This window comes from Streptomyces sp. NBC_00461 (assembly GCF_036013935.1).
In the GTDB taxonomy this organism is placed as follows: domain Bacteria; phylum Actinomycetota; class Actinomycetes; order Streptomycetales; family Streptomycetaceae; genus Streptomyces.
The window spans coordinates 3,622,290-3,640,775 of record NZ_CP107902.1 but is presented as its reverse complement, the minus strand read 5'-3'; the positions used below and the strand labels follow the sequence as shown (position 1 = coordinate 3,640,775).

The following is an 18,486-nucleotide window of genomic DNA, read 5'->3' as shown; positions in this document are numbered from 1 at the left end:
CCCGAGCCCGAACCTGCGGCAGCCCCGTGTGCCGCGTCTCTCCGGTCGGGTCAGCCCACCAGCCCCAACTCCCGTGCGATCAGCATCCGTTGCACCTCGCTCGTGCCCTCGCCGATCTCCAGGATCTTGGAGTCGCGCCACATACGGGCCACCGGGTACTCGTTCATGAAGCCGTAGCCGCCGTGGATCTGGGTGGCGTCGCGCGCGTTGTCCACGGCGACCGTGGAGGAGTGGAGCTTGGCGAGGGCGGCCTCCTTCTTGAACGGGGCGCCGGTCACCAGGCGGGCCGCCGCGTCGCGCCAGGCCAGGCGGGCCGTGTGGGCCTTCATCTCCATGTCGGCGATCTTGAACTGGATGGCCTGGTTGGCGCCGATGGGGCGGCCGAAGGCGTGGCGTTCCTTCGCGTACTTCACCGACTCGTCCACGCAGCCCTGGGCGAGTCCGGTCGCCAGAGCCGCGATGGCGACCCGGCCCTCGTCGAGGATCCGCAGGAACTGGGCGTATCCGCGGCCCAGTTCGCCCAGCAGGTTGGCGGCCGGGACGCGGACGTCGGAGAAGGACAGCTCACGGGTGTCCGAGGCGTTCCAGCCGACCTTCGAGTACGGTGCCGCGACCGTGAAGCCCGGCGTACCGGACGGGACGATGATCGACGAGATCAGCGGCTTGCCGTCCGGCTTGCGGCCGGTGACCGCCGTGACCGTGACCAGGCCCGTGATGTCCGTGCCGGAGTTGGTGATGAAGCACTTGGTGCCGTTGATCACCCACTCGTTCGTCGACTCGTCGAGCCGGGCCGTCGTGCGCGTGGCGCCCGCGTCCGAGCCGCCGTCGGGCTCCGTCAGGCCGAAGGCACCGAGCATCTCGCCCGAGCACAGGCGCGGCAGCCACTCCCGCTTCTGGGCGTCCGTGCCGAACAGGTGCAGGGGCATGGCGCCGAGGGAGACGCCGGCTTCGAGGGTGATGGCCACCGACGAGTCCACACGGGCCAGTTCCTCCAGGGCCACGCCCAGGGCCAGGTAGTCACCGCCCATGCCGCCGTACTCCTCGGGGAACGGCAGCCCGAACAGGCCCATGCGGCCCATCTCGCGGACGATCTCGTAGGGGAACTCGTGGTGCTCGTAGAACTCGCCGATCTTGGGTGCCACGACGTCGTGCGCGAACGCCTCGACGGTGCGGCGGAGTTCTTCGAGCTCGGGGGAGAGACGGAAGTCCATGACGGTCACTGCTCCTCAGTGGCCTCGGCGGCCTCGGTGTCCTTGTGGGACAGGGCTCGGACGGTGCGGGACGGGCTGGGTCGGCCCAGTTGGCCGGCCATCCACGCGCTGGTGGCGACGAGACGGCCGAGGTCGACCCCGGTGTCGATGCCGAGACCCTGAAGCATCCACACGAGGTCTTCGGTGGCGAGATTGCCGGTGGCGGACTTGGCGTACGGGCAGCCGCCGAGGCCGCCGGCGGAGGCGTCGACCGTGGTGACGCCGTGCTGGAGGGCGGCCAGGGTGTTGGCGAGGGCCTGGCCGTAGGTGTCGTGGAAATGGACGCCGATGACGTTGGCCGGCACGCCCTCCTCGCCCAGCAGGGAGAGCAGTTCGAGCACGTGTCCCGGTGTCGCGACGCCGATGGTGTCGCCCAGGCTCAGCTCGTCGCAGCCCATGTCCATCAGCGCCTTGCAGACGCCCGCGACCTGGTGCAGCGAGACCGCGCCCTCCCAGGGGTCACCGAAGCACATGGAGACATAGCCGCGGACATGGGCGCCCTCGTCCTTGGCGTGTTTGACGACGGGCTCGAACACGGCCAGCGACTCGTCCATCGTGCGGTTGAGGTTGGCCTTCGCGAAGGACTCGGTGGCGCTGGCGAAGACGGCGACCCGGTCCGCGCCGAACGCGAGGGCGCGGTCGAGGCCGCGCCGGTTGGGGACGAGGACGGGCAGGTGCACGCCCTTGAGATCCCGCACCAGCGGGAACAGCTGCTCGGCGTCGGCCAGTTGGGGCACCCACTTCGGGTGTACGAAGCTCGTCGCCTCGATCGTCGTCAGCCCCGCGTCGGCCAGGCGGCGGACGAACTCCGCCTTCACCTCGGTGGGCACCGCCGACTTCTCGTTCTGCAGGCCGTCACGGGCGCCGACCTCGTGGATCCTGACCCGCTGGGGCAGATCCGGAGCCGGGACGACCATGGGGAGACCTTCGACGGTCATTTCTCCTCCTGGGCCGGGGTGATGACGGCCAGCACCTGATCCATGGCGACCGTGGTGCCCGGCGTGACGTCCAGTTCGGCGACCGTGCCGGCGTGCGGGGCGGAGATGACGTGCTCCATCTTCATCGCCTCCACGACCAGCAGGCTCTGACCGGCGCTCACCTCGTCCCCGACGGCGACCTTCACGACGGTGACCGTCCCGGGCATGGGCGCGGTGAGCGAGTCGGCGCCCGCATGCCCCGCGCCCGTGAGGGACGCGGCGACCGGGTCGTGGTCGCGCACCTGCCAGGCGTCGCCGTCGCGGCCCAGCCAGGTGCCGTCCGGCAGGGCGGCGAAGGTGTGGCAGACGCCGTCGAGCCGGAAGGCGAACCGGTGCTCGGCGCCAGGCCGAGGGGGCACGCCCCCGGACCCCCGAAGAGGCTTGTCCGCCCCGGGCAGCAGCAGCTCCGTCGTGCCGGCCGGCGTGCTGCGCACGCGCACGACGACCGGCTCGTGGCCGGGGACCCGCAGGTGGTACGGCGTCCATGCCCACTCGCCGCCAAGGCGCCAGCCGTCCGCAGCGGCGAACGGGTCGGTCCAGCCCGGTCCGTCGGCGGGCGTGAGCGCGGCCCGGCGTGTCAGCGCCGCCGCCGCGTAGACCTCCTCGGGCACGTCCTCCACCACGAGTGCGTCCACTTCCCGCTCGACCAGCCCCGTGTCCAACTCGCCCGCCACCACGGCCGGATGGGCCAGCAGCCGACGAAGGAACCCGGCATTGGTCTGCACACCCAGCGTCACCGTCTCGGCGAGGGCCTTGCGCAGCTTCCTGAGCGCGGTCTCCCGGTCGGGTCCGTAGGCGATCACCTTGGACAGCATCGGGTCGTACAGCGAGCCGACCTCGGTGCCCTCGCTGAGTCCGGAGTCGGTGCGGATGCCGTCGCCCCGGGGCTCGTGCAGCCGTAGCACCGTGCCGCCGGACGGCAGGAACCCGCGTGCCCCCTCCTTGACGGAGACGGTCTCGGCACACACCCGGGCCTCGATCGCGTGCCCGGTGAACCGGATGTCGCCCTGCCCGTACGGCAGTCGCTCGCCCGCCGCCACCCGCAGCTGCCACTCCACCAGGTCCAGGCCCGTGATCAGCTCGGTCACCGGGTGCTCCACCTGGAGCCGGGTGTTCATCTCCATGAAGTAGTACGACGAAGGGTCGCCGCCGGGGACGATGAACTCCACCGTGCCCGCGCCCCGGTAGGCGCAGGAGCGGGCCGCCTGGACGGCGGCCTCGCCCATGGCCGCGCGCGTGGCCTCGTCCAGCAGGACGGACGGCGCCTCCTCGATGAGCTTCTGGTGGCGCCGCTGCAGTGAGCACTCGCGCTCGCCCAGATGCACCACGTTCCCGTGGCCGTCGGCCAGCACCTGGATCTCGATGTGCCGCGGCCGGTCCACCCACCGCTCGACCAGAAGTGTGTCGTCGCCGAAGGAGGCGCGAGCCTCGCGGCGGGCGGCGGCGATCTCGTCGCCCAGCACGGCGGCGTCCCGCACCAGCCGCATGCCCTTGCCGCCCCCGCCGGCCGACGGTTTCAGCAGCACCGGCATGCCGATCTCGCGGGCGGCGTCGGCGAGGTGGGTGTCGGACAGGCCGCTGCCGCTCGATCCGGGAACGACCGGCACCCCGGCCGCCTGCACCGTCTCCTTGGCCCGGATCTTGTCGCCCATCAACGCGATGGACTCCGCCGTCGGGCCGATGAACACCAGCCCGGCGTCGGTGCACGCGCGCGCGAAGGCCGCGTTCTCCGCGAGGAAGCCGTATCCGGGGTGTACGGCCTGTGCGCCGGTGCGGGCGGCGGCCTCCAGCAGCCGCTCCACCGACAGATAGCTCTCGGCGGCCGGCGCCGGACCGATCCGTACCGCCGTGTCGGCCTCCCGGACGTGCCGTGAGTCCGCGTCGGCGTCGGAGAAGACGGCCACCGAGCGCACGCCCAGCGAACGGAGCGTACGGATCACGCGGACGGCGATCTCGCCCCGGTTGGCCACGAGCACTGTGTCGAACATGGGTCCCTCCTCACATCCGGAAGACGCCGAACTGGGGCGCTGTGTAGTCCCTTTGGGAAAGTGGCGCGTTGGCGCAGGCGGTCAGCGCGAGACCCAGCACCTGGCGGGTCTCCAGCGGGTCGATCACGCCGTCGTCCCAGAGGCGGGCGGTGGCGTAATAGGCGCTGCCCTGGCGCTCGTACTGCTGCCGGATCGGCGCCTTGAAGGCCTCTTCCTCGTCCGCGGGCCAGGATTCGCCGCGCGCCTCCAGCTGGTCCCGCTTGACGGTCGCGAGGACGGAGGCGGCCTGCTCGCCGCCCATGACGGAGATCTTGGCGCCCGGCCACATCCACAGGAAGCGGGGGGAGTAGGCCCGGCCGCACATCGAGTAGTTGCCCGCGCCGTACGAACCGCCGACCACGACCGTCAGCTTCGGCACGCGGGTGCAGGCCACCGCCGTGACCATCTTGGCGCCGTGCTTGGCGATGCCGCCCGCCTCGTAGTCCTTGCCGACCATGAACCCGGAGATGTTCTGCAGGAACACCAGCGGGATGCCGCGCTGGTCGCACAGCTCGATGAAGTGGGCGCCCTTCTGGGCGGACTCGGAGAACAGGATGCCGTTGTTGGCGACGATGCCGACCGGGTGGCCGTGGATCCGGGCGAACCCGGTGACCAGCGTCTGCCCGAACTCGGCCTTGAACTCGGCGAAACGGGAGCCGTCGACCACGCGCGCGATGACCTCGCGTACGTCGTAGGGGGTGCGGGGGTCGACGGGGACCGCGCCGTACAGACCGTAGGGATCCACCTTCGGCTCGACGCCGGGCCGCACCTCCCAGGGCAGCGCCCCGCGCGCGGGGAGTGTCGCGGCGATGTTCCGGACGATCCGCAGTGCGTGCGCGTCGTCCTCGGCGAGGTGGTCCGTCACGCCGGAGACCCGGGAGTGGACCTCGCCGCCGCCCAGCTCCTCGGCGGTCACCACCTCACCGGTGGCGGCCTTCACCAGGGGAGGACCGCCCAGGAAGATGGTGCCCTGGTTGCGGACGATGACGGCCTCGTCGCTCATGGCCGGGACATACGCACCGCCGGCCGTGCACGAGCCGAGGACGGCGGCGATCTGCGGGATGCCGGCCCCGGACATCCGCGCCTGGTTGTAGAAGATCCGCCCGAAGTGCTCCCGGTCCGGGAAGACCTCGTCCTGCATGGGCAGGAAGGCGCCCCCGGAGTCGACCAGGTAGATGCACGGGAGGCGGTTCTCCAGGGCCACCTCCTGGGCGCGCAGGTGCTTCTTCACCGTCATCGGGTAGTACGTGCCGCCCTTGACCGTGGCGTCGTTGGCGACGATCACGCACTCGCGGCCGCTCACCCGCCCGATCCCGGCGATCACACCGGCCGCCGGGGCCGCCCCGTCGTACATGCCGTCGGCCGCGAGGGGTGCCAGCTCCAGGAACGGCGAGCCCGGGTCGAGCAGCGTGTCCACCCGGTCGCGCGGCAGCAGCTTGCCGCGCGCGGTGTGCCTGGCCCGCGCCTTCTCGCCGCCGCCGAGCCGGGCCGCGGCCAGCTTGCCGCGCAGCTCCTCGACGAGCGCCCGGTGCGCCGCCTCATTGGCTTGCCAGGCCTCCGACGCGGGATCTGCCGCGCTCGTCAGCTCCGGTGCCTCTTGCATCCTGCGGTCCCCTCACCCAGTGGTCGACTGTTAATGAGCGTTAACCATTTCCTTCAGGTTAACGACCGCTAACCTCCCTGTCTAGAATTGCTTCCATGGCCACCAGAACCGACGCCCCCGCCCGCCGTGAGCAGATCCTCAAGGAGGCCGCGCGGCTGTTCGCCGAGCGCGGTTTCCACGGGGTCGGAGTCGACGAGATAGGTGCCGCGGTCGGCATCAGCGGGCCGGGCCTGTACCGCCACTTCGCGGGCAAGGACGCGATGCTCGCCGAACTGCTCGTGGGGATCAGCGGCCAGCTCCTGACCGGCGCGAAGCGGCGCCTGAAGGAGGCCGACGGGACGGCGCCCGAGGTGATCCTCGACTCGCTCATCGAGGGGCACATCGACTTCGCGCTCGACGACCGCCCCCTGATCACCCTGCACGACCGCGAGCTGGACCGCCTGCGGGACAGCGACCGCAAGCTGGTGCGGCAGCTGCAGCGGCAGTACGTCGAGCTGTGGGTGGAGATCCTGCGCGAGGTCTACCCCGGCCTGTCCGAGCCCGCCGCCCGCTCGGCCGTCCACTCCGTCTTCGGACTCCTGAACTCGACCCCGCACCTGGGCCGCCCCGGTTCGCTGCCGGGCCGCGGGACGACGGCGGAGCTGCTGCACCGGATGGCGAGGGGGGCCTTCGCGGCGGCCGGGACGGAGTGACGAGCGTTACGGGATCACCTCTGGACGCCTCTACCTACCCGCCGGTACCGTGATGTTCTGAGCAAGCGCTTAGCCATCGGATCCGCAACCACCCATTGAGGAACCCCGACGGCGAGCAACCACATCCGCGAGAGCGGCGCCGGTTCAGGCGCAGAGAAGGGCGGTGGCGGCGGTGCGCCGTACGGTGTTCAACGAGGACCACGAGGCGTTCCGGGAGACCCTGCGGGCCTTCATCGAGGCCGAGGTCGTTCCGGTCTACGACGAGTGGTTCGCAGCTGGCCAGGCGCCGCGCGACTTCTACTACAAGCTCGCCGAGCTCGGCGTCTTCGGCATCCGCGTCGACGAGGAGTTCGGCGGCGCCGGCATCGACTCGTACAAGTTCGAGGCCGTGATGTACGAGGAGACGTCCCGCGCGGGCGTCCAGTTCGGCGGCTCCGGCGTGCACGTGCTGCTCGGCCTGCCGTACATCAAGATGCTCGCCACCGACGAGCAGAAGAAGCGCTTCCTGCCGAAGTTCGTCTCCGCCGAGGAGATGTGGGCCCTGGCGATGACCGAGCCGGGCACCGGCTCCGACCTCGCGGGCATGAAGACCACCGCCAAGCTGAGCGAGGACGGCACGCACTACGTCCTCAACGGCTCCAAGACCTTCATCACCGGCGGCGTGCACGCCGACCGTGTGATCGTCTGCGCCCGCACCGCGGCGCCGACCGCCGAGGACCGCCGCCACGGCATCTCCCTCTTCGCCGTCGACACCAAGTCCGAGGGCTACTCCATCGGCCGCAAGCTCGACAAGCTCGGCCTGAAGACCTCCGACACCGCCGAACTCGCCTTCGTCGACGTCAAGGTGCCCGTCGAGGACCTCCTCGGCGAGGAGAACAAGGGCTTCTACTACCTCGGCCACAACCTCGCCTCCGAGCGCTGGGGCATCGCCTTCGGCGCCTATGCGCAGGCCAAGGCCGCCGTCCGGTTCGCCAAGGAGTACGTGCAGGAGCGCACCGTCTTCGGCAAGCCCGTCGCCTCCTTCCAGAACACCAAGTTCGAGCTGGCCGCCTGCCAGGCCGAGGTCGACGCGGCGGAAGCGGTCGCCGACCGTGCGCTCGAAGCCCTCGACGCCGGTGAGCTGACGCCTGCCGAGGCCGCCAGCGCCAAGCTGTTCTGCACCGAGGTCGCGCACCGCGTCATCGACCGCTGCCTCCAGCTGCACGGCGGCTACGGCTTCATGAACGAGTACCCGATCGCCCGCCTGTACGCGGACAACCGCGTCAACCGCATCTACGGTGGCACCAGCGAGATCATGAAGACGATCATCGCCAAGGACATGGGCCTGTAAGGGCCACGAAACCTCAAGAAATTACTGGCGGGTACAACTGTCTGCCATGAGCCAGGCACTACAGGATCTCCTCGATCTGCTCGACCTGGAGCAGATCGAGGAGAACATCTTCCGCGGCCAGTCCCGGTCCGCCGTCGTCCCACGCGTCTTCGGCGGACAGGTCGCGGCCCAGGCGCTCGTCGCCGCCGGGCGTACGGTCCCCGCTGACCGGCACGCCCACTCCCTGCACGCGTACTTCCTGCGCCCGGGCGACCCTGGCGCGCCCATCGTCTACACCGTCGAGCGCATGAACGACGGCCGCTCCTTCACCGCTCGCCGCGTCATCGCGGTCCAGCACGGGCAGCCGATCTTCGCCCTCTCCGCCTCCTTCCAGCGGTACGAGGAGGGCTTCGAGCACCAGGCGCCGATGCCGTCCGCGCCCGACCCGGCCACGCTGCCCACATCCGAGGAGCGGCTGCGCGGCTACGACCACCTCGCCCCGGCGGTGGTGGAGAAGTTCCTGGAGGCGCGCGAGTCGATCGACCTGCGCTACGTCGACGAACCGCCGTTCGGAAAGTTCGGCGAGTCGCGCGAGCCGCACTCCCAGGTGTGGTTCCGCACCAACGGCAAGCTCGAGGGTGCCGTCGACGAACCGCTGCTGCACGTCGTCCTCGCCACCTACGTCTCCGACATGACCCTGCTCGACTCGATCCTCCTCGCGCACGGCCGCGGCGGCTGGGCCGTCGGGGACGTCGTCGGGGCCTCGCTGGACCACGCGATGTGGTTCCACCGCCCGTTCCGCGCCGACGAATGGCTCCTGTACGACCAGGAGTCGCCGTCGGCACATGGCGGCCGCGGTCTCGGCCAGGCCCGGATCTACACGCAGGACGGGCAACTGGCCATCTCGGTCATCCAGGAAGGCGTGGTCCGAGCCCCTCGGCGGAAACTCGGTTGAGACGGCGCTGCCACCGCGCTGGGATGGGCCCATGACTGTGACAGAAGAGTCGTGGAACTGGCGCGGCGGCCGCATCCGGGAAGCGTTCCTGGACGCCTCCGGGATCGTCGCCGAGCTGATCGCGGATCCCGCCGTCGCCGCCGCCTGGGAAAAACCCAGCGCCCTGCGGGACTTCAGCGTCGGCGGCCTCGCGGGGCACACCGCACATCAGGAACTCGCGCTGCCGGAGCTGCTCGCCGAGCCGGTGCCCGTACAGCCGGTGGTGTCCCTGCGGGAGTACTACCTGGAGCGGGTGACCTGGCTGGACGCCGGTGTCGACGGAGCCGTCAACATCCGTATCCGCAAGGGCGGTGAGGCCACCGGCGCGGAGGGCCACGAGGCGCTCCTCGTGCGCGTGCGGGACACGGTCGGCCGGCTGCGTCCGGATCTCACGGCCGCACCCGCACAGCGGCCGATCCGCATGCCCTCCTGGGGCGACTGGTCCCTCGAACTCGACGACTTCCTGCTCACCCGGCTCATGGAACTCGTCGTCCACGCCGACGACTTGGCGTTCAGCGTGGGCCTGCCGACCCCGCGGTTCCCGGACCACGTGACCGCACCGGTCGTCGAGCTGCTCGCCCGCCTCGCGGTCCGTCGCCACGGCGTCGTGGATGTCGTACGGGGGCTCGCCCGCGCCGAGCGTGCCCCCACGTCGATCGCCGGGATCTAGTACCGCAACAGGCAACGTTCGCCCCGTCGCGCAGACGTTCCCTGCCGCGGCACTAGGCCCCCTGGGTCAGCCCCGCCTCCGCCAGCAGATACGCCGTCATCGGGTCGTAGTAGCGCGGGTTGACGACGTGGTCGTCCAGCGGGACCACGACCTGCACGGTGCCCTCCGCCTCCGCCAGGAAGAGCGCCGGGTCGTTGCAGTCCGCGTAGCCGACGGAGTCGACGCCGTGCCGGCCCGCGTAGCCCGCCCAGCCGTGGTCGGCCACCACCAGGTCGGGCAGCGGACGCTCCCTGTGCTCAAGTGCCGTGAGGATGGCCCGCATCGGCTCACCGGAGTGGGTGTGCCACAGGGTGGCGCCGTGCTCCAGGACCGCGACGTCCGCGAGCTGCCAGACGTAGCCCTCCTCGGTCTGCAGCCCGTCCGGGATCACGACGATCTCGCAGCCCGCCGCACGCAGCGCGGCGGCCGTGGCGCGGTGCACGTCGAGCAGACCGCCCGGGTGGCCGGTCGCGAACAGCACCCGCTGCTGCCCGTCGGCCGCCTTGCGCAGCCGGGCCGCCATCCGCTCCAGGCCGTCGACGGTCAGCTCGGGGTCGATGGTGTCCTGGCCGTACCGGTACTCGGGATCGTCGTTCACGCCCACCCGCTCCGCCATCACCGCGAGCACGTCCTGCTCGTCCTTCCAGCGGTCGCCGAGCTCCAGGCCGAGCCAGTAGTGGCGGTCGCCGTTCGCCAGCTTGCGGTAGTGGCTGAGGTTGTTCTCGCGGGGCGTCGCGACGTCGCCCGCGATGCGGGTCCGTACGAGGTGGTCGACGAGCTCGGCGCGGCTGGGTGTCCCGGGTATCGGCATGGATCCCATTGTGAGGCAGGCGACTGTACGAGTCCCTGGCGTCCCGAGCGCTGGGACGTGGGTCACGTACTCATTCTCATGAGCCGCGGTACCTATTGCCGCCCGCTGCCGCGCACTACCCCTGCCGCAGCGCGAACCACAGCTCCATGCGTACGTCCGGGTCGTCCAGGTCCGTGTCGAGGAGCGCGGCGCAGCGGGCGATGCGCTGGCGGACCGTGTTGCGGTGGACGGACAGGGCGACCGCCGTACGGTCCCAACTGCCATGCAGGGACAGCCAGGTGCGCAGCGTCTCGGCCAGCGCGGGCGGGTCCGCGACCGGGGCGAGGAGCATCCGGGCGTGGGCCTCGGCCTCCCGGGCCGGTACCAGGTCGGCGAGGCCCGCGTGCTCGCCGTGACGGACCAGGGCGGTACGGGTGGCGCGGGCCCGGGCCAGCGCACGGGCGGCCTGCGTGTCGGCGGACGGCCACGCCGAGGGGGCCGCGGCGGCGCTGACGCCCAGCGTCCAGCCGGGCTGCGCGGCCGGTTCGCGGTCGGCCGGCACGAGGACGCGTACGACGTCCTGCGCGAGGTCGACCAGCGGCGACCCGAGGGCCGCGCCCAGCGCGGAGGCGGCGACCGGGTCGGGAGCCTGCGCGTCCGGCCGGGCATGCACCACGAGCCACCTGCCGGACCCCAGGAGCGGGGCCACGTCGGCCGGCGGCGCCCCCAGCAGCAGCCGTACCAGCGCCGACGACCGGGCCGCACCCGTGCCGCTCTGGTGCTCGCCGGTGAGCAGGGACAGCAGGACGGCGGCGACGGAGGCGATGGTGTGGTCACCGGGATCCCGCCGCGGCGCGGCCACCCCGAGGACAAAGCCCTGACCTGCACCGAGGGCGTAGGCGGCGAGATGGGTGCCGGACTTGTTGTCGGTGGCGGAGGTGGGCGTCCCCGCACCCGACGGGCGGACGACCTGCGCGAGCTCGGCGAGCGCCTCCCCGGCCCCGGTGCCCGCCGTGCGCCCCGCGGACGCGATCTCCGCTCCTTCCGGCCCGTACAGCACCGCCCGGCCCCCCACCCGCTGGGCCAGTTGCCGCAGCACCGACGGCACCGGGTCCGGGCGGGACGCCGCCGCGGCGAGGCTCTGCTGGGCGTCGGTGACCCGGCGGAGTTCCGCGAGGCGGGCCTGGGCCATCAGCTGCCAGACCGCGCGGGCCACCCCCGAGAACGTGGTCTGCGGCGGCACCTCCAGCAGGGGCAGCCCATGCGCGTCGCACGCCGCCACCAGAGCGCGCGGCACCGTGTCGTGCACGGGAGCCAGGCCGAAGCCGAGAGCGGCCCCGCCCGCCGCGACGATCCTCGACACGTAATCGTCGAAGTAGGTGCCCGAGCCCGCCGCCTCCGGGATGTGGACACCCGCCGTCAGCAGCAGTTCCCCGCCCAGCAGATACGGGTACGGGTCGGCCATCTCCGAGGTGTGCGCCCAGTGGATCACGATGTCCGCATCGGAGGGACCCGCGATCCGCCGCAGGGCCAGGTCCTCACGGGCCAGGAGGGACGCGAGGGGCACCGGGGGAGTAGGGGGAACAGCGGGATCCGGCATGGTGTGCGTTCCCTCCATCCAAGACGGATCGAATGGATGAAACGTACACTTCGCAGTCGCTTTCCGGCCACCTAATGTCGGTGCTCATCACCCGCCGGCGAGACCGAGCGAAGGAGGCTCCTGTGGCCGTCGACTACACCGTCATCGTCATCTACCTGGCCGGCATGCTGGCCATGGGCTGGTGGGGCATGCGCCGCGCCAAGTCGAAGAGCGAGTTCCTGGTCGCGGGGCGCCGCCTCGGGCCCGCCATGTACTCCGGCACCATGGCGGCGATCGTCCTCGGCGGCGCGTCCACCATCGGCGGGGTCGGCCTCGGCTACCAGTACGGCCTCTCCGGCGCCTGGATGGTCTTCACCATCGGCCTCGGCCTGCTCGCCCTGTCCGTCTTCTTCTCCGCCCGCATCGCCCGCCTGAAGGTCTACACCGTCTCCGAGATGCTCGACCTCCGCTACGGCGGCCGCGCGGGCCTCATCTCCGGCGTGGTCATGTGGGCGTACACCCTGATGCTCGCGGTCACCTCGACCATCGCCTACGCCACGATCTTCGACGTCCTCTTCGACATGAACCGGACCGTCGCGATCATCCTCGGCGGCTCGATCGTCGTCGCCTACTCGACGCTCGGCGGCATGTGGTCCATCACCCTCACCGACATGGTGCAGTTCGTGGTGAAGACGATCGGTGTGCTGCTGCTCCTGCTGCCCATCGCCGTCGTCAAGGCCGGCGGCTTCAGCGAGATGAAGGCCAAGCTGCCCACCGGGTACTTCGACCCGCTGGGCATCGGCGGCGAGACGATCTTCACCTACCTGCTGATCTACACCTTCGGCATGCTCATCGGGCAGGACATCTGGCAGCGCGTCTTCACGGCCGGAAGCGACAGGACCGCCAAGTGGGGCGGCACGGTCGCAGGCACCTACTGCCTCGTGTACGCCCTCGCCGGCGCCGTCATCGGTACGGCGGCCAAGGTGCTGTACCCCAAGCTCGGCAGCCCCGACGACGCCTTCGCGACCATCGTCAAGGACGAACTCCCGGTCGGGGTCAGGGGAGTGGTGCTGGCCGCCGCGCTCGCCGCCGTGATGTCCACGTCCTCCGGCGCGCTGATCGCCTGCGCGACCGTCGCCAACAACGACATCTGGTCACGGCTGCGGGGAGCCGTGCGGAGGTCGGAGGAGGAGCACGACGAGGTCAGGGGGAACCGCGTCTTCATCCTGATCATGGGCCTCGGCGTGATCGGCACGGCCATCGCGCTCAACAACGTCGTCGAGGCGCTGACGGTCGCCTACAACCTCCTCGTCGGCGGACTCCTCGTCCCCATCCTCGGCGGGCTGCTCTGGAAGCGCGGCACCGCGCAGGGCGCCCTCGCCTCGGTCGTCGTCGGCGGCCTCGCGGTCGTCGGCCTGATGGCGGGCTACGGCATCCTCGCCAACGAGCCCGTGTACTACGGCCTGCTGTCGTCCCTCGTCGCCTACGTGGCCGTCTCCCTCGCCACCCCCGCGACCGACGCGGCCGTACTCGCCGCCTGGCGCGAGCGTCTTGCCGGGCGGGCCCCCGAAGCCGTCTCCGAGCCGGTCCCGGCGCCCCAGTAGAGTCGTAACTTAAGTACTACAAATCGCTTGATACGCGATGAAGCGTAGGAAAGAAGGCATCACCCCATGAGCAGCAACGAGACGCCCCGCGGCCCCGTCGACTCCTCCCGCATCCCGCGGTACGCCGGACCCGCGACCTTCGCCCGGCTGCCCCGCCTCGACGAGGTCGGCCGCGCCGACGTCGCCGTCGTGGGCGTGCCGTTCGACTCCGGCGTCTCGTACCGGCCGGGCGCCCGCTTCGGCGGCAACGCGATCCGCGAGGCGTCCCGGCTGCTGCGGCCCTACAACCCGGCGCAGGACGCATCCCCGTTCGCGCTGGCGCAGGTGGCGGACGCCGGTGACATCGCGGCGAACCCGTTCAACATCAACGAGGCCGTCGACACCATCGAGGCGGCCGCGGACGAGCTGCTGGGCACGGGCGCCCGCCTGATGACCCTGGGCGGCGACCACACGATCGCCCTCCCGCTGCTCCGCTCGGTGGCGAGGAAGCACGGCCCGGTCGCCCTGCTCCACTTCGACGCCCACCTCGACACCTGGGACACCTACTTCGGCGCCGAGTACACCCACGGCACGCCGTTCCGCCGCGCGGTGGAGGAGGGCATCCTCGACACGGAGGCGCTGTCCCACGTGGGCACCCGCGGCCCGCTCTACGGCAAGCAGGACCTCACCGACGACGAGAAGATGGGCTTCGGCATCGTCACCTCCGCGGACATCTACCGCCGGGGCGCCGACGAGGTCGCCGACCAGCTCCGCCAGCGCATCGGCGACCGCCCGCTGTACATCTCCATCGACATCGACTGCCTGGACCCGGCGCACGCGCCCGGCACGGGCACGCCCGAGGCCGGCGGCATGACCTCGCGCGAGCTCCTGGAGATCCTGCGCGGCCTGGCATCCTGCAACCTCGTATCGGCCGACGTCGTCGAGGTGGCGCCCGCGTACGATCACGCGGAGATCACGTCGGTGGCCGCGTCCCACACAGCGTACGAACTGACCACGATCATGTCCCGCCAGATTGCCGAGTCCCGCAAGGAGAACGAGGGCAAGTGACCCACGACCACGACCTGGAACTCCGCCCGACGGCCGCCCAGACGGAGGCGGCACTGAATCCTCCTCCGGGCCGCAACGGCGGGGACCTGGTCGTGGAGACGCTGGCCGGGCTCGGCGCGACCACCGTGTTCGGGCTGCCCGGCCAGCACGCGCTCGGCATGTTCGACGCGCTGCGCCGCTCCTCGCTCCGCTACATCGGCCTGCGGGTGGAGAACAACGCGGGGTTCGCGGCGGACGCGTACGGCAGGATCACCGGAGAGGCCGCCCCTCTCCTGCTCTCCACGGGCCCGGGTGCGCTGACCTCCCTCGCGGCGCTGCAGGAGGCGCGCGCCGCCTCCGCCCCCGTACTGGCGATCAGCAGCCAGATCCCGACGGCGGGCCTGGGCGGTGGCAGGCACGGCTATCTGCACGAACTCCCGGACCAGGCTGCCTCGTTCAGAGGCGTGGTGAAGTCCGTCCACACCGTCCGCGCCCAGTCCCAGATCCCGTCCGCGATCGCGGAGGCCTGGAAGTCCGCGCTGACCGCTCCGCACGGCCCGGTCTGGGTGGAGCTCCCGCAGGACGTGCTGCTGGACCGGACGTCGATCCCGGTGGTGACGGGTGGCGACGCGTTTCCCGAGCAGCTGCCTCCGCGTCCCGAACTCACCGCCGTGGCAGCCGACCTGCTGTCGAAGGCCGCGCGTCCGGCGATCATCGCCGGCGGGGGAGTGGTACGGGCGGACGCGTCAGGGAAGCTGAAGCAGCTGGCGGAGCGGCTGCAGGCGCCGGTCGTCACGACTCCCGGTGGTAAGGGGGCCTTCCCCTGGAAGCACCCGCTCTCGCTCCAGTCCTGGATCGAGGACCGGCACACCACGGAGTTTCTTCAGGACGCGGACGTAGTCCTGGTGGTCGGCTCGGGGCTGGGCGAACTCTCCTCGAATTACCACACGTTCAAGCCAAGCGGACGCGTCATCCAGATCGAGGCCGACCTCGGCAAGCTGGAGTCCAACCACCCTGCGTTGGGCATTCACGCGGACGCGCGCCTCGCGCTGCAGGCGCTGCTGGAGACGGTGGAGGAGCGCTCGGACCCTGCTGCCCCGGAGCGGGTGCGCGAGGTGCTGGCGAAGGTCGCCGACCGCATCGCCGCTCAGGAACTCACCCTGGAACAGGACGTGTTGGCGTCCGTCCGCCGGGCCCTCCCCGCCGACTCCCCGTCCTTCTGGGACATGACCATCCTGGCCTACTGGGCCTGGTCGGCCTTCGACGCCAAGGGTCCCAACCTCCTGCACTCCGCCCAGGGCGCCGGCGGCCTCGGCTACGGCTTCCCGGCGGCGCTGGGAGCGGCGGCGGCGGACCCGACCCGCCCGGTCCTGGCGGTGTCCGGCGACGGCGGTGCCCTGTACTCGATCGCCGAGCTGGCGACGGCCCGCCAGTACGACCTGAACGTCACCTGGCTGATCGTGGACGACGGCGGCTACGGCATCCTGCGCGAGTACATGACGGACGCGTTCGGTCAGCCCACCGCGACGGAACTGACACGCCCGGACTACGTGGCCCTCGCGGAGTCCTTCGGCGTCCCGGGGGTGCGTACGACTGCGCGGACGCTGGAGACGGACCTGGCGAAGGCGCTGTCGCAGGCGGGGCCCTCCGTGGTCGTACTCCCGGCGGTGCTGCGGATGTTCGCGGCGACGCATCTGGAGTGAACTCGTCGGTCACCGGCACCCGCTGTGCCGTCAGGCGAGCGCTCGGCCTATGGGCCCGGCGACGTTCGCGTGGGCGAGGTACTCGGTGATGTTGTGCGCCTTGCCCTGCGCGTTGGTGACGCCCGGCTGAGTGGGCCCGCCCCACCTCGGATCCTTGAGCGGACAGCCGATGGCGACCGCGTCCGTCGGGCACCAGGCGTTCACCCACTGATGCACGCCCGGGGGCGGATGCGGTCCGCCGGCCAGGAGTCGGCCGTTGACCGCGTCCATGCCCAGGGGGCTGCCCACAGTGACCAGCAGGACGCGGTCGATCCCGGCCGGCAGCCGACTGAGCAGGTCCACGCCGACGACGGTGCCGAGACTGTGCGTGACCAGAATCAGTTCATCCTGGTCCGGCATGGTTTCGAGGACCGTGTCCAGCACTGCGTCGCGGACACCGGGGACGCTCAGGTAGCGGCTCACGTCCCCGAAGACGGTGGCGATGGTCCACTCGTCGACGTCTGTGGTGGCCGCCAGCCATGTGAGAGCGTGCTGGAACGTCCCCACGAGTTGGTCCAGTCCCTCCAGGGGCACCACCAGCCCGTCCGACGCGCCCGGTTCCTCCTGCATGCCCACCTTGGCCGCTGCCTCGAGGAGCAGTTGCCCGTACGCGTCCGAATCCTGGGCTGATTCGGCGGCGAACCGCCCCGCTGCCTCGGCGGCCGAAGGGATGGTCGCTCCGAGCAGCGCGGTACCGGCGGAGACGGCTGCTTCCTTGCCCATGAGCTCGGCCAGCCGGTCGCCGTAGTACGGGAACCAGACGTCGGCGGGTTCGACTGTCGCCGTTCCGGCCCGGGTGAGGCCCGTGTTCAAGCCCGCCGTCCACTCACGGCGAAGCGCCTCGGGGTCCTTGCCCTGCTGGCTCCTGCCGTGCAGGAACACCATGTTGCGGTGGCCACCGAAGGCGCCGGGCCGGCCCCGCAGCCCGGTCCGGACGTGTGGTGCTGCCGGAGTTGTGGGAGGCGCTGTGGGCTTGGTGGCGGGCGTTGTGGCTTCAGTGGATTCCACAGGGGGCGGACGCAGCCCGGTCCCCGGGTAGCGTTCGGGTGCTTGTGTCATGCCGTCGTGGGGCAGCTGGTTGCCAAGACCTGACTCCGGCCCCATGTCCGCAAGCAGGGAACGCTCGGCAGGGGACGGCTGAAGGGACGCCAGCCGACGCAGCACGGAGCTGATACGGACTCCTTCGTTGGCGATCCAGGAGACGGCGTCTTCTCCGTCGCTCGGCTGCCAGACGTTGCCGTCCTTGCGCAGCACGTGCCCTTGCGGATCGGTCTCTGGTACCCCGCTGTGATGGAGGGCCACGACCTCCCACTGATCGTTGAAGACCGGAGAGCCGGAGTTACCCGGTTCCGTGTCGGTCTGGTAGTGCAGGAAGTCGTCCAGCCGCGCCAGAAGCTTGTTGTCGCGGAGGGCGATCTCCTTCAGACGGCCGCTCGGATGCCCCACGATGTTCACCAGCTCACCGACCACCAGCTTGCCGGACTGAGCACTGAGCCGGTTCCAGCCGAAGACCTCGCCGGGCAGAGCCTTCCCGTCGACCGGGGCGAGAGCCACCAGGGCGAAGTCCAGCGGCTCGTGTGCGACGAAGAGCGCGTCGGGGGCGAGTTCCGTACGGACGACCGTGGCGGGCACGTTGTCCACGGTGACCTGGGCGTTGAATTCGACGAAGCAGGACCGGGCGAAGCCGACGTCGGGCAGCACATGGTGATTGGTCATCAGCAGCCGGGGCGACACCAGGAAGCCCGTTCCGAGCGGCAGTTCGCGCCCGTTCTGGCGGAGGGAGATCCGGGCGACCGCGGCCGCCGCCCGGACCCCGCGGGGCAGAAAGCTCACGGCCTGCAGATCGTTCGCGAGACCGATGATCCGTTCGTGGACCTGGGGCAGATCCAGGGGCTCGGCGTGAATGTCGGCGACGACGGCGCCGGGCGGTATACCGGCCCGGGTGAGGATGCGTTCGGCCCGGGCGGCCAGCGCCTGGTCCGTGTCGGGGTACGGCACTCCGTCCGCCGCCCGCGCTTCGGCACGCTCCCGTACCCCGGCCGATTCCCGGTAGCGCTGCGCGGCGGCCTTAGCGTGACGCTGCCGCAGGTCGTGCGGCGTCCCGCCCGCTGTCTCGGCTGCTGCCGGCGTATCTACTGTGGCCATGGTTCCCACCTCTTCGCGGTGCTCTCGGACTGCGCGTAC

The 18,486-nt window shown here is 71.1% G+C and carries 14 protein-coding genes; 7 read left to right on the top strand and 7 right to left on the bottom strand.

The window, feature by feature from the left end; genetic code table 11:
- Positions 1-50 precede the first annotated feature (50 nt).
- The 4 genes from OG870_RS17080 to OG870_RS17065 are packed head-to-tail and all read right to left on the bottom strand — an operon-like array spanning position 51 to position 5,857.
- Entirely contained in the window at positions 51-1,211 is a 1,161-nt protein-coding gene (locus tag OG870_RS17080; RefSeq protein ID WP_266514931.1) for an acyl-CoA dehydrogenase family protein, read from the bottom strand.
- A 5-nt stretch (positions 1,212-1,216) separates the two neighbouring features.
- Positions 1,217-2,188 (bottom strand): hydroxymethylglutaryl-CoA lyase, encoded by a 972-nt coding sequence (locus tag OG870_RS17075; RefSeq protein ID WP_266584348.1) that lies wholly within the window; start codon positions 2,186-2,188, stop codon positions 1,217-1,219.
- Positions 2,185-4,215 carry an acetyl/propionyl/methylcrotonyl-CoA carboxylase subunit alpha gene (locus OG870_RS17070; protein ID WP_266924369.1) on the bottom strand — a complete coding sequence of 677 codons (2,031 nt, stop codon included), beginning with the start codon at positions 4,213-4,215 and terminating at the stop codon, positions 2,185-2,187. The genes OG870_RS17075 and OG870_RS17070 overlap by 4 nt, the downstream gene beginning before the upstream one ends.
- A 10-nt stretch (positions 4,216-4,225) precedes the next feature.
- The gene (locus tag OG870_RS17065) at positions 4,226-5,857 is read right to left on the bottom strand and encodes a carboxyl transferase domain-containing protein (RefSeq protein ID WP_266584352.1); all 1,632 of its coding nucleotides are present in this window, start codon (positions 5,855-5,857) and stop codon (positions 4,226-4,228) included.
- 95 nt (positions 5,858-5,952) lie between these two features.
- Between OG870_RS17065 and OG870_RS17060 the strand changes: the two genes are divergently transcribed.
- The 4 genes from OG870_RS17060 to OG870_RS17045 all read left to right on the top strand — a co-directional run bounded on the left by OG870_RS17060 (position 5,953) and on the right by OG870_RS17045 (position 9,522).
- Positions 5,953-6,549, top strand: coding sequence for an SACE_7040 family transcriptional regulator (locus OG870_RS17060; RefSeq protein WP_327691065.1), 597 nt, complete (start codon positions 5,953-5,955; stop codon positions 6,547-6,549).
- A gap of 172 nt (positions 6,550-6,721) precedes the next feature.
- Entirely contained in the window at positions 6,722-7,879 is a 1,158-nt protein-coding gene (locus OG870_RS17055) for an acyl-CoA dehydrogenase family protein (protein ID WP_266514918.1), read from the top strand.
- 46 nt (positions 7,880-7,925) lie between these two features.
- A complete protein-coding gene (locus tag OG870_RS17050; protein ID WP_266514915.1) occupies positions 7,926-8,813 on the top strand; it encodes an acyl-CoA thioesterase in 888 nt (295 codons plus the stop codon).
- Between the two features lie 31 nt (positions 8,814-8,844).
- On the top strand, positions 8,845-9,522 hold the full coding sequence (locus tag OG870_RS17045) for a maleylpyruvate isomerase N-terminal domain-containing protein (protein ID WP_266840272.1): 678 nt from the start codon (positions 8,845-8,847) through the stop codon (positions 9,520-9,522).
- Positions 9,523-9,574: 52 nt separating this feature from the next.
- Here OG870_RS17045 and OG870_RS17040 read toward each other — a convergent pair whose 3' ends face one another.
- Both OG870_RS17040 and OG870_RS17035 read right to left on the bottom strand, forming a co-directional pair.
- Entirely contained in the window at positions 9,575-10,372 is a 798-nt protein-coding gene (locus OG870_RS17040) for a phosphatase (RefSeq protein WP_266514909.1), read from the bottom strand.
- A gap of 115 nt (positions 10,373-10,487) precedes the next feature.
- Positions 10,488-11,951 (bottom strand): PucR family transcriptional regulator, encoded by a 1,464-nt coding sequence (locus tag OG870_RS17035; RefSeq protein WP_266840274.1) that lies wholly within the window; start codon positions 11,949-11,951, stop codon positions 10,488-10,490.
- Positions 11,952-12,073: 122 nt separating this feature from the next.
- Between OG870_RS17035 and OG870_RS17030 the strand changes: the two genes are divergently transcribed.
- The 3 genes from OG870_RS17030 (at position 12,074) to OG870_RS17020 (ending at position 16,263) form a co-directional block, all read left to right on the top strand.
- The gene (locus tag OG870_RS17030) at positions 12,074-13,534 is read left to right on the top strand and encodes a sodium:solute symporter (RefSeq protein WP_266514904.1); all 1,461 of its coding nucleotides are present in this window, start codon (positions 12,074-12,076) and stop codon (positions 13,532-13,534) included.
- A 66-nt stretch (positions 13,535-13,600) separates the two neighbouring features.
- Entirely contained in the window at positions 13,601-14,581 is a 981-nt protein-coding gene (gene speB / locus OG870_RS17025) for an agmatinase (protein ID WP_327691064.1), read from the top strand.
- Positions 14,578-16,263: a thiamine pyrophosphate-binding protein gene (locus OG870_RS17020; protein ID WP_327691063.1), complete on the top strand. Its 1,686-nt coding sequence runs from the start codon at positions 14,578-14,580 to the stop codon at positions 16,261-16,263. Before speB ends, OG870_RS17020 begins: the two co-directional genes overlap by 4 nt.
- 30 nt (positions 16,264-16,293) lie before the next feature.
- Here OG870_RS17020 and OG870_RS17015 read toward each other — a convergent pair whose 3' ends face one another.
- A complete protein-coding gene (locus tag OG870_RS17015; protein ID WP_327691062.1) occupies positions 16,294-18,447 on the bottom strand; it encodes a trypsin-like serine peptidase in 2,154 nt (717 codons plus the stop codon).
- Positions 18,448-18,486 lie beyond the last annotated feature (39 nt).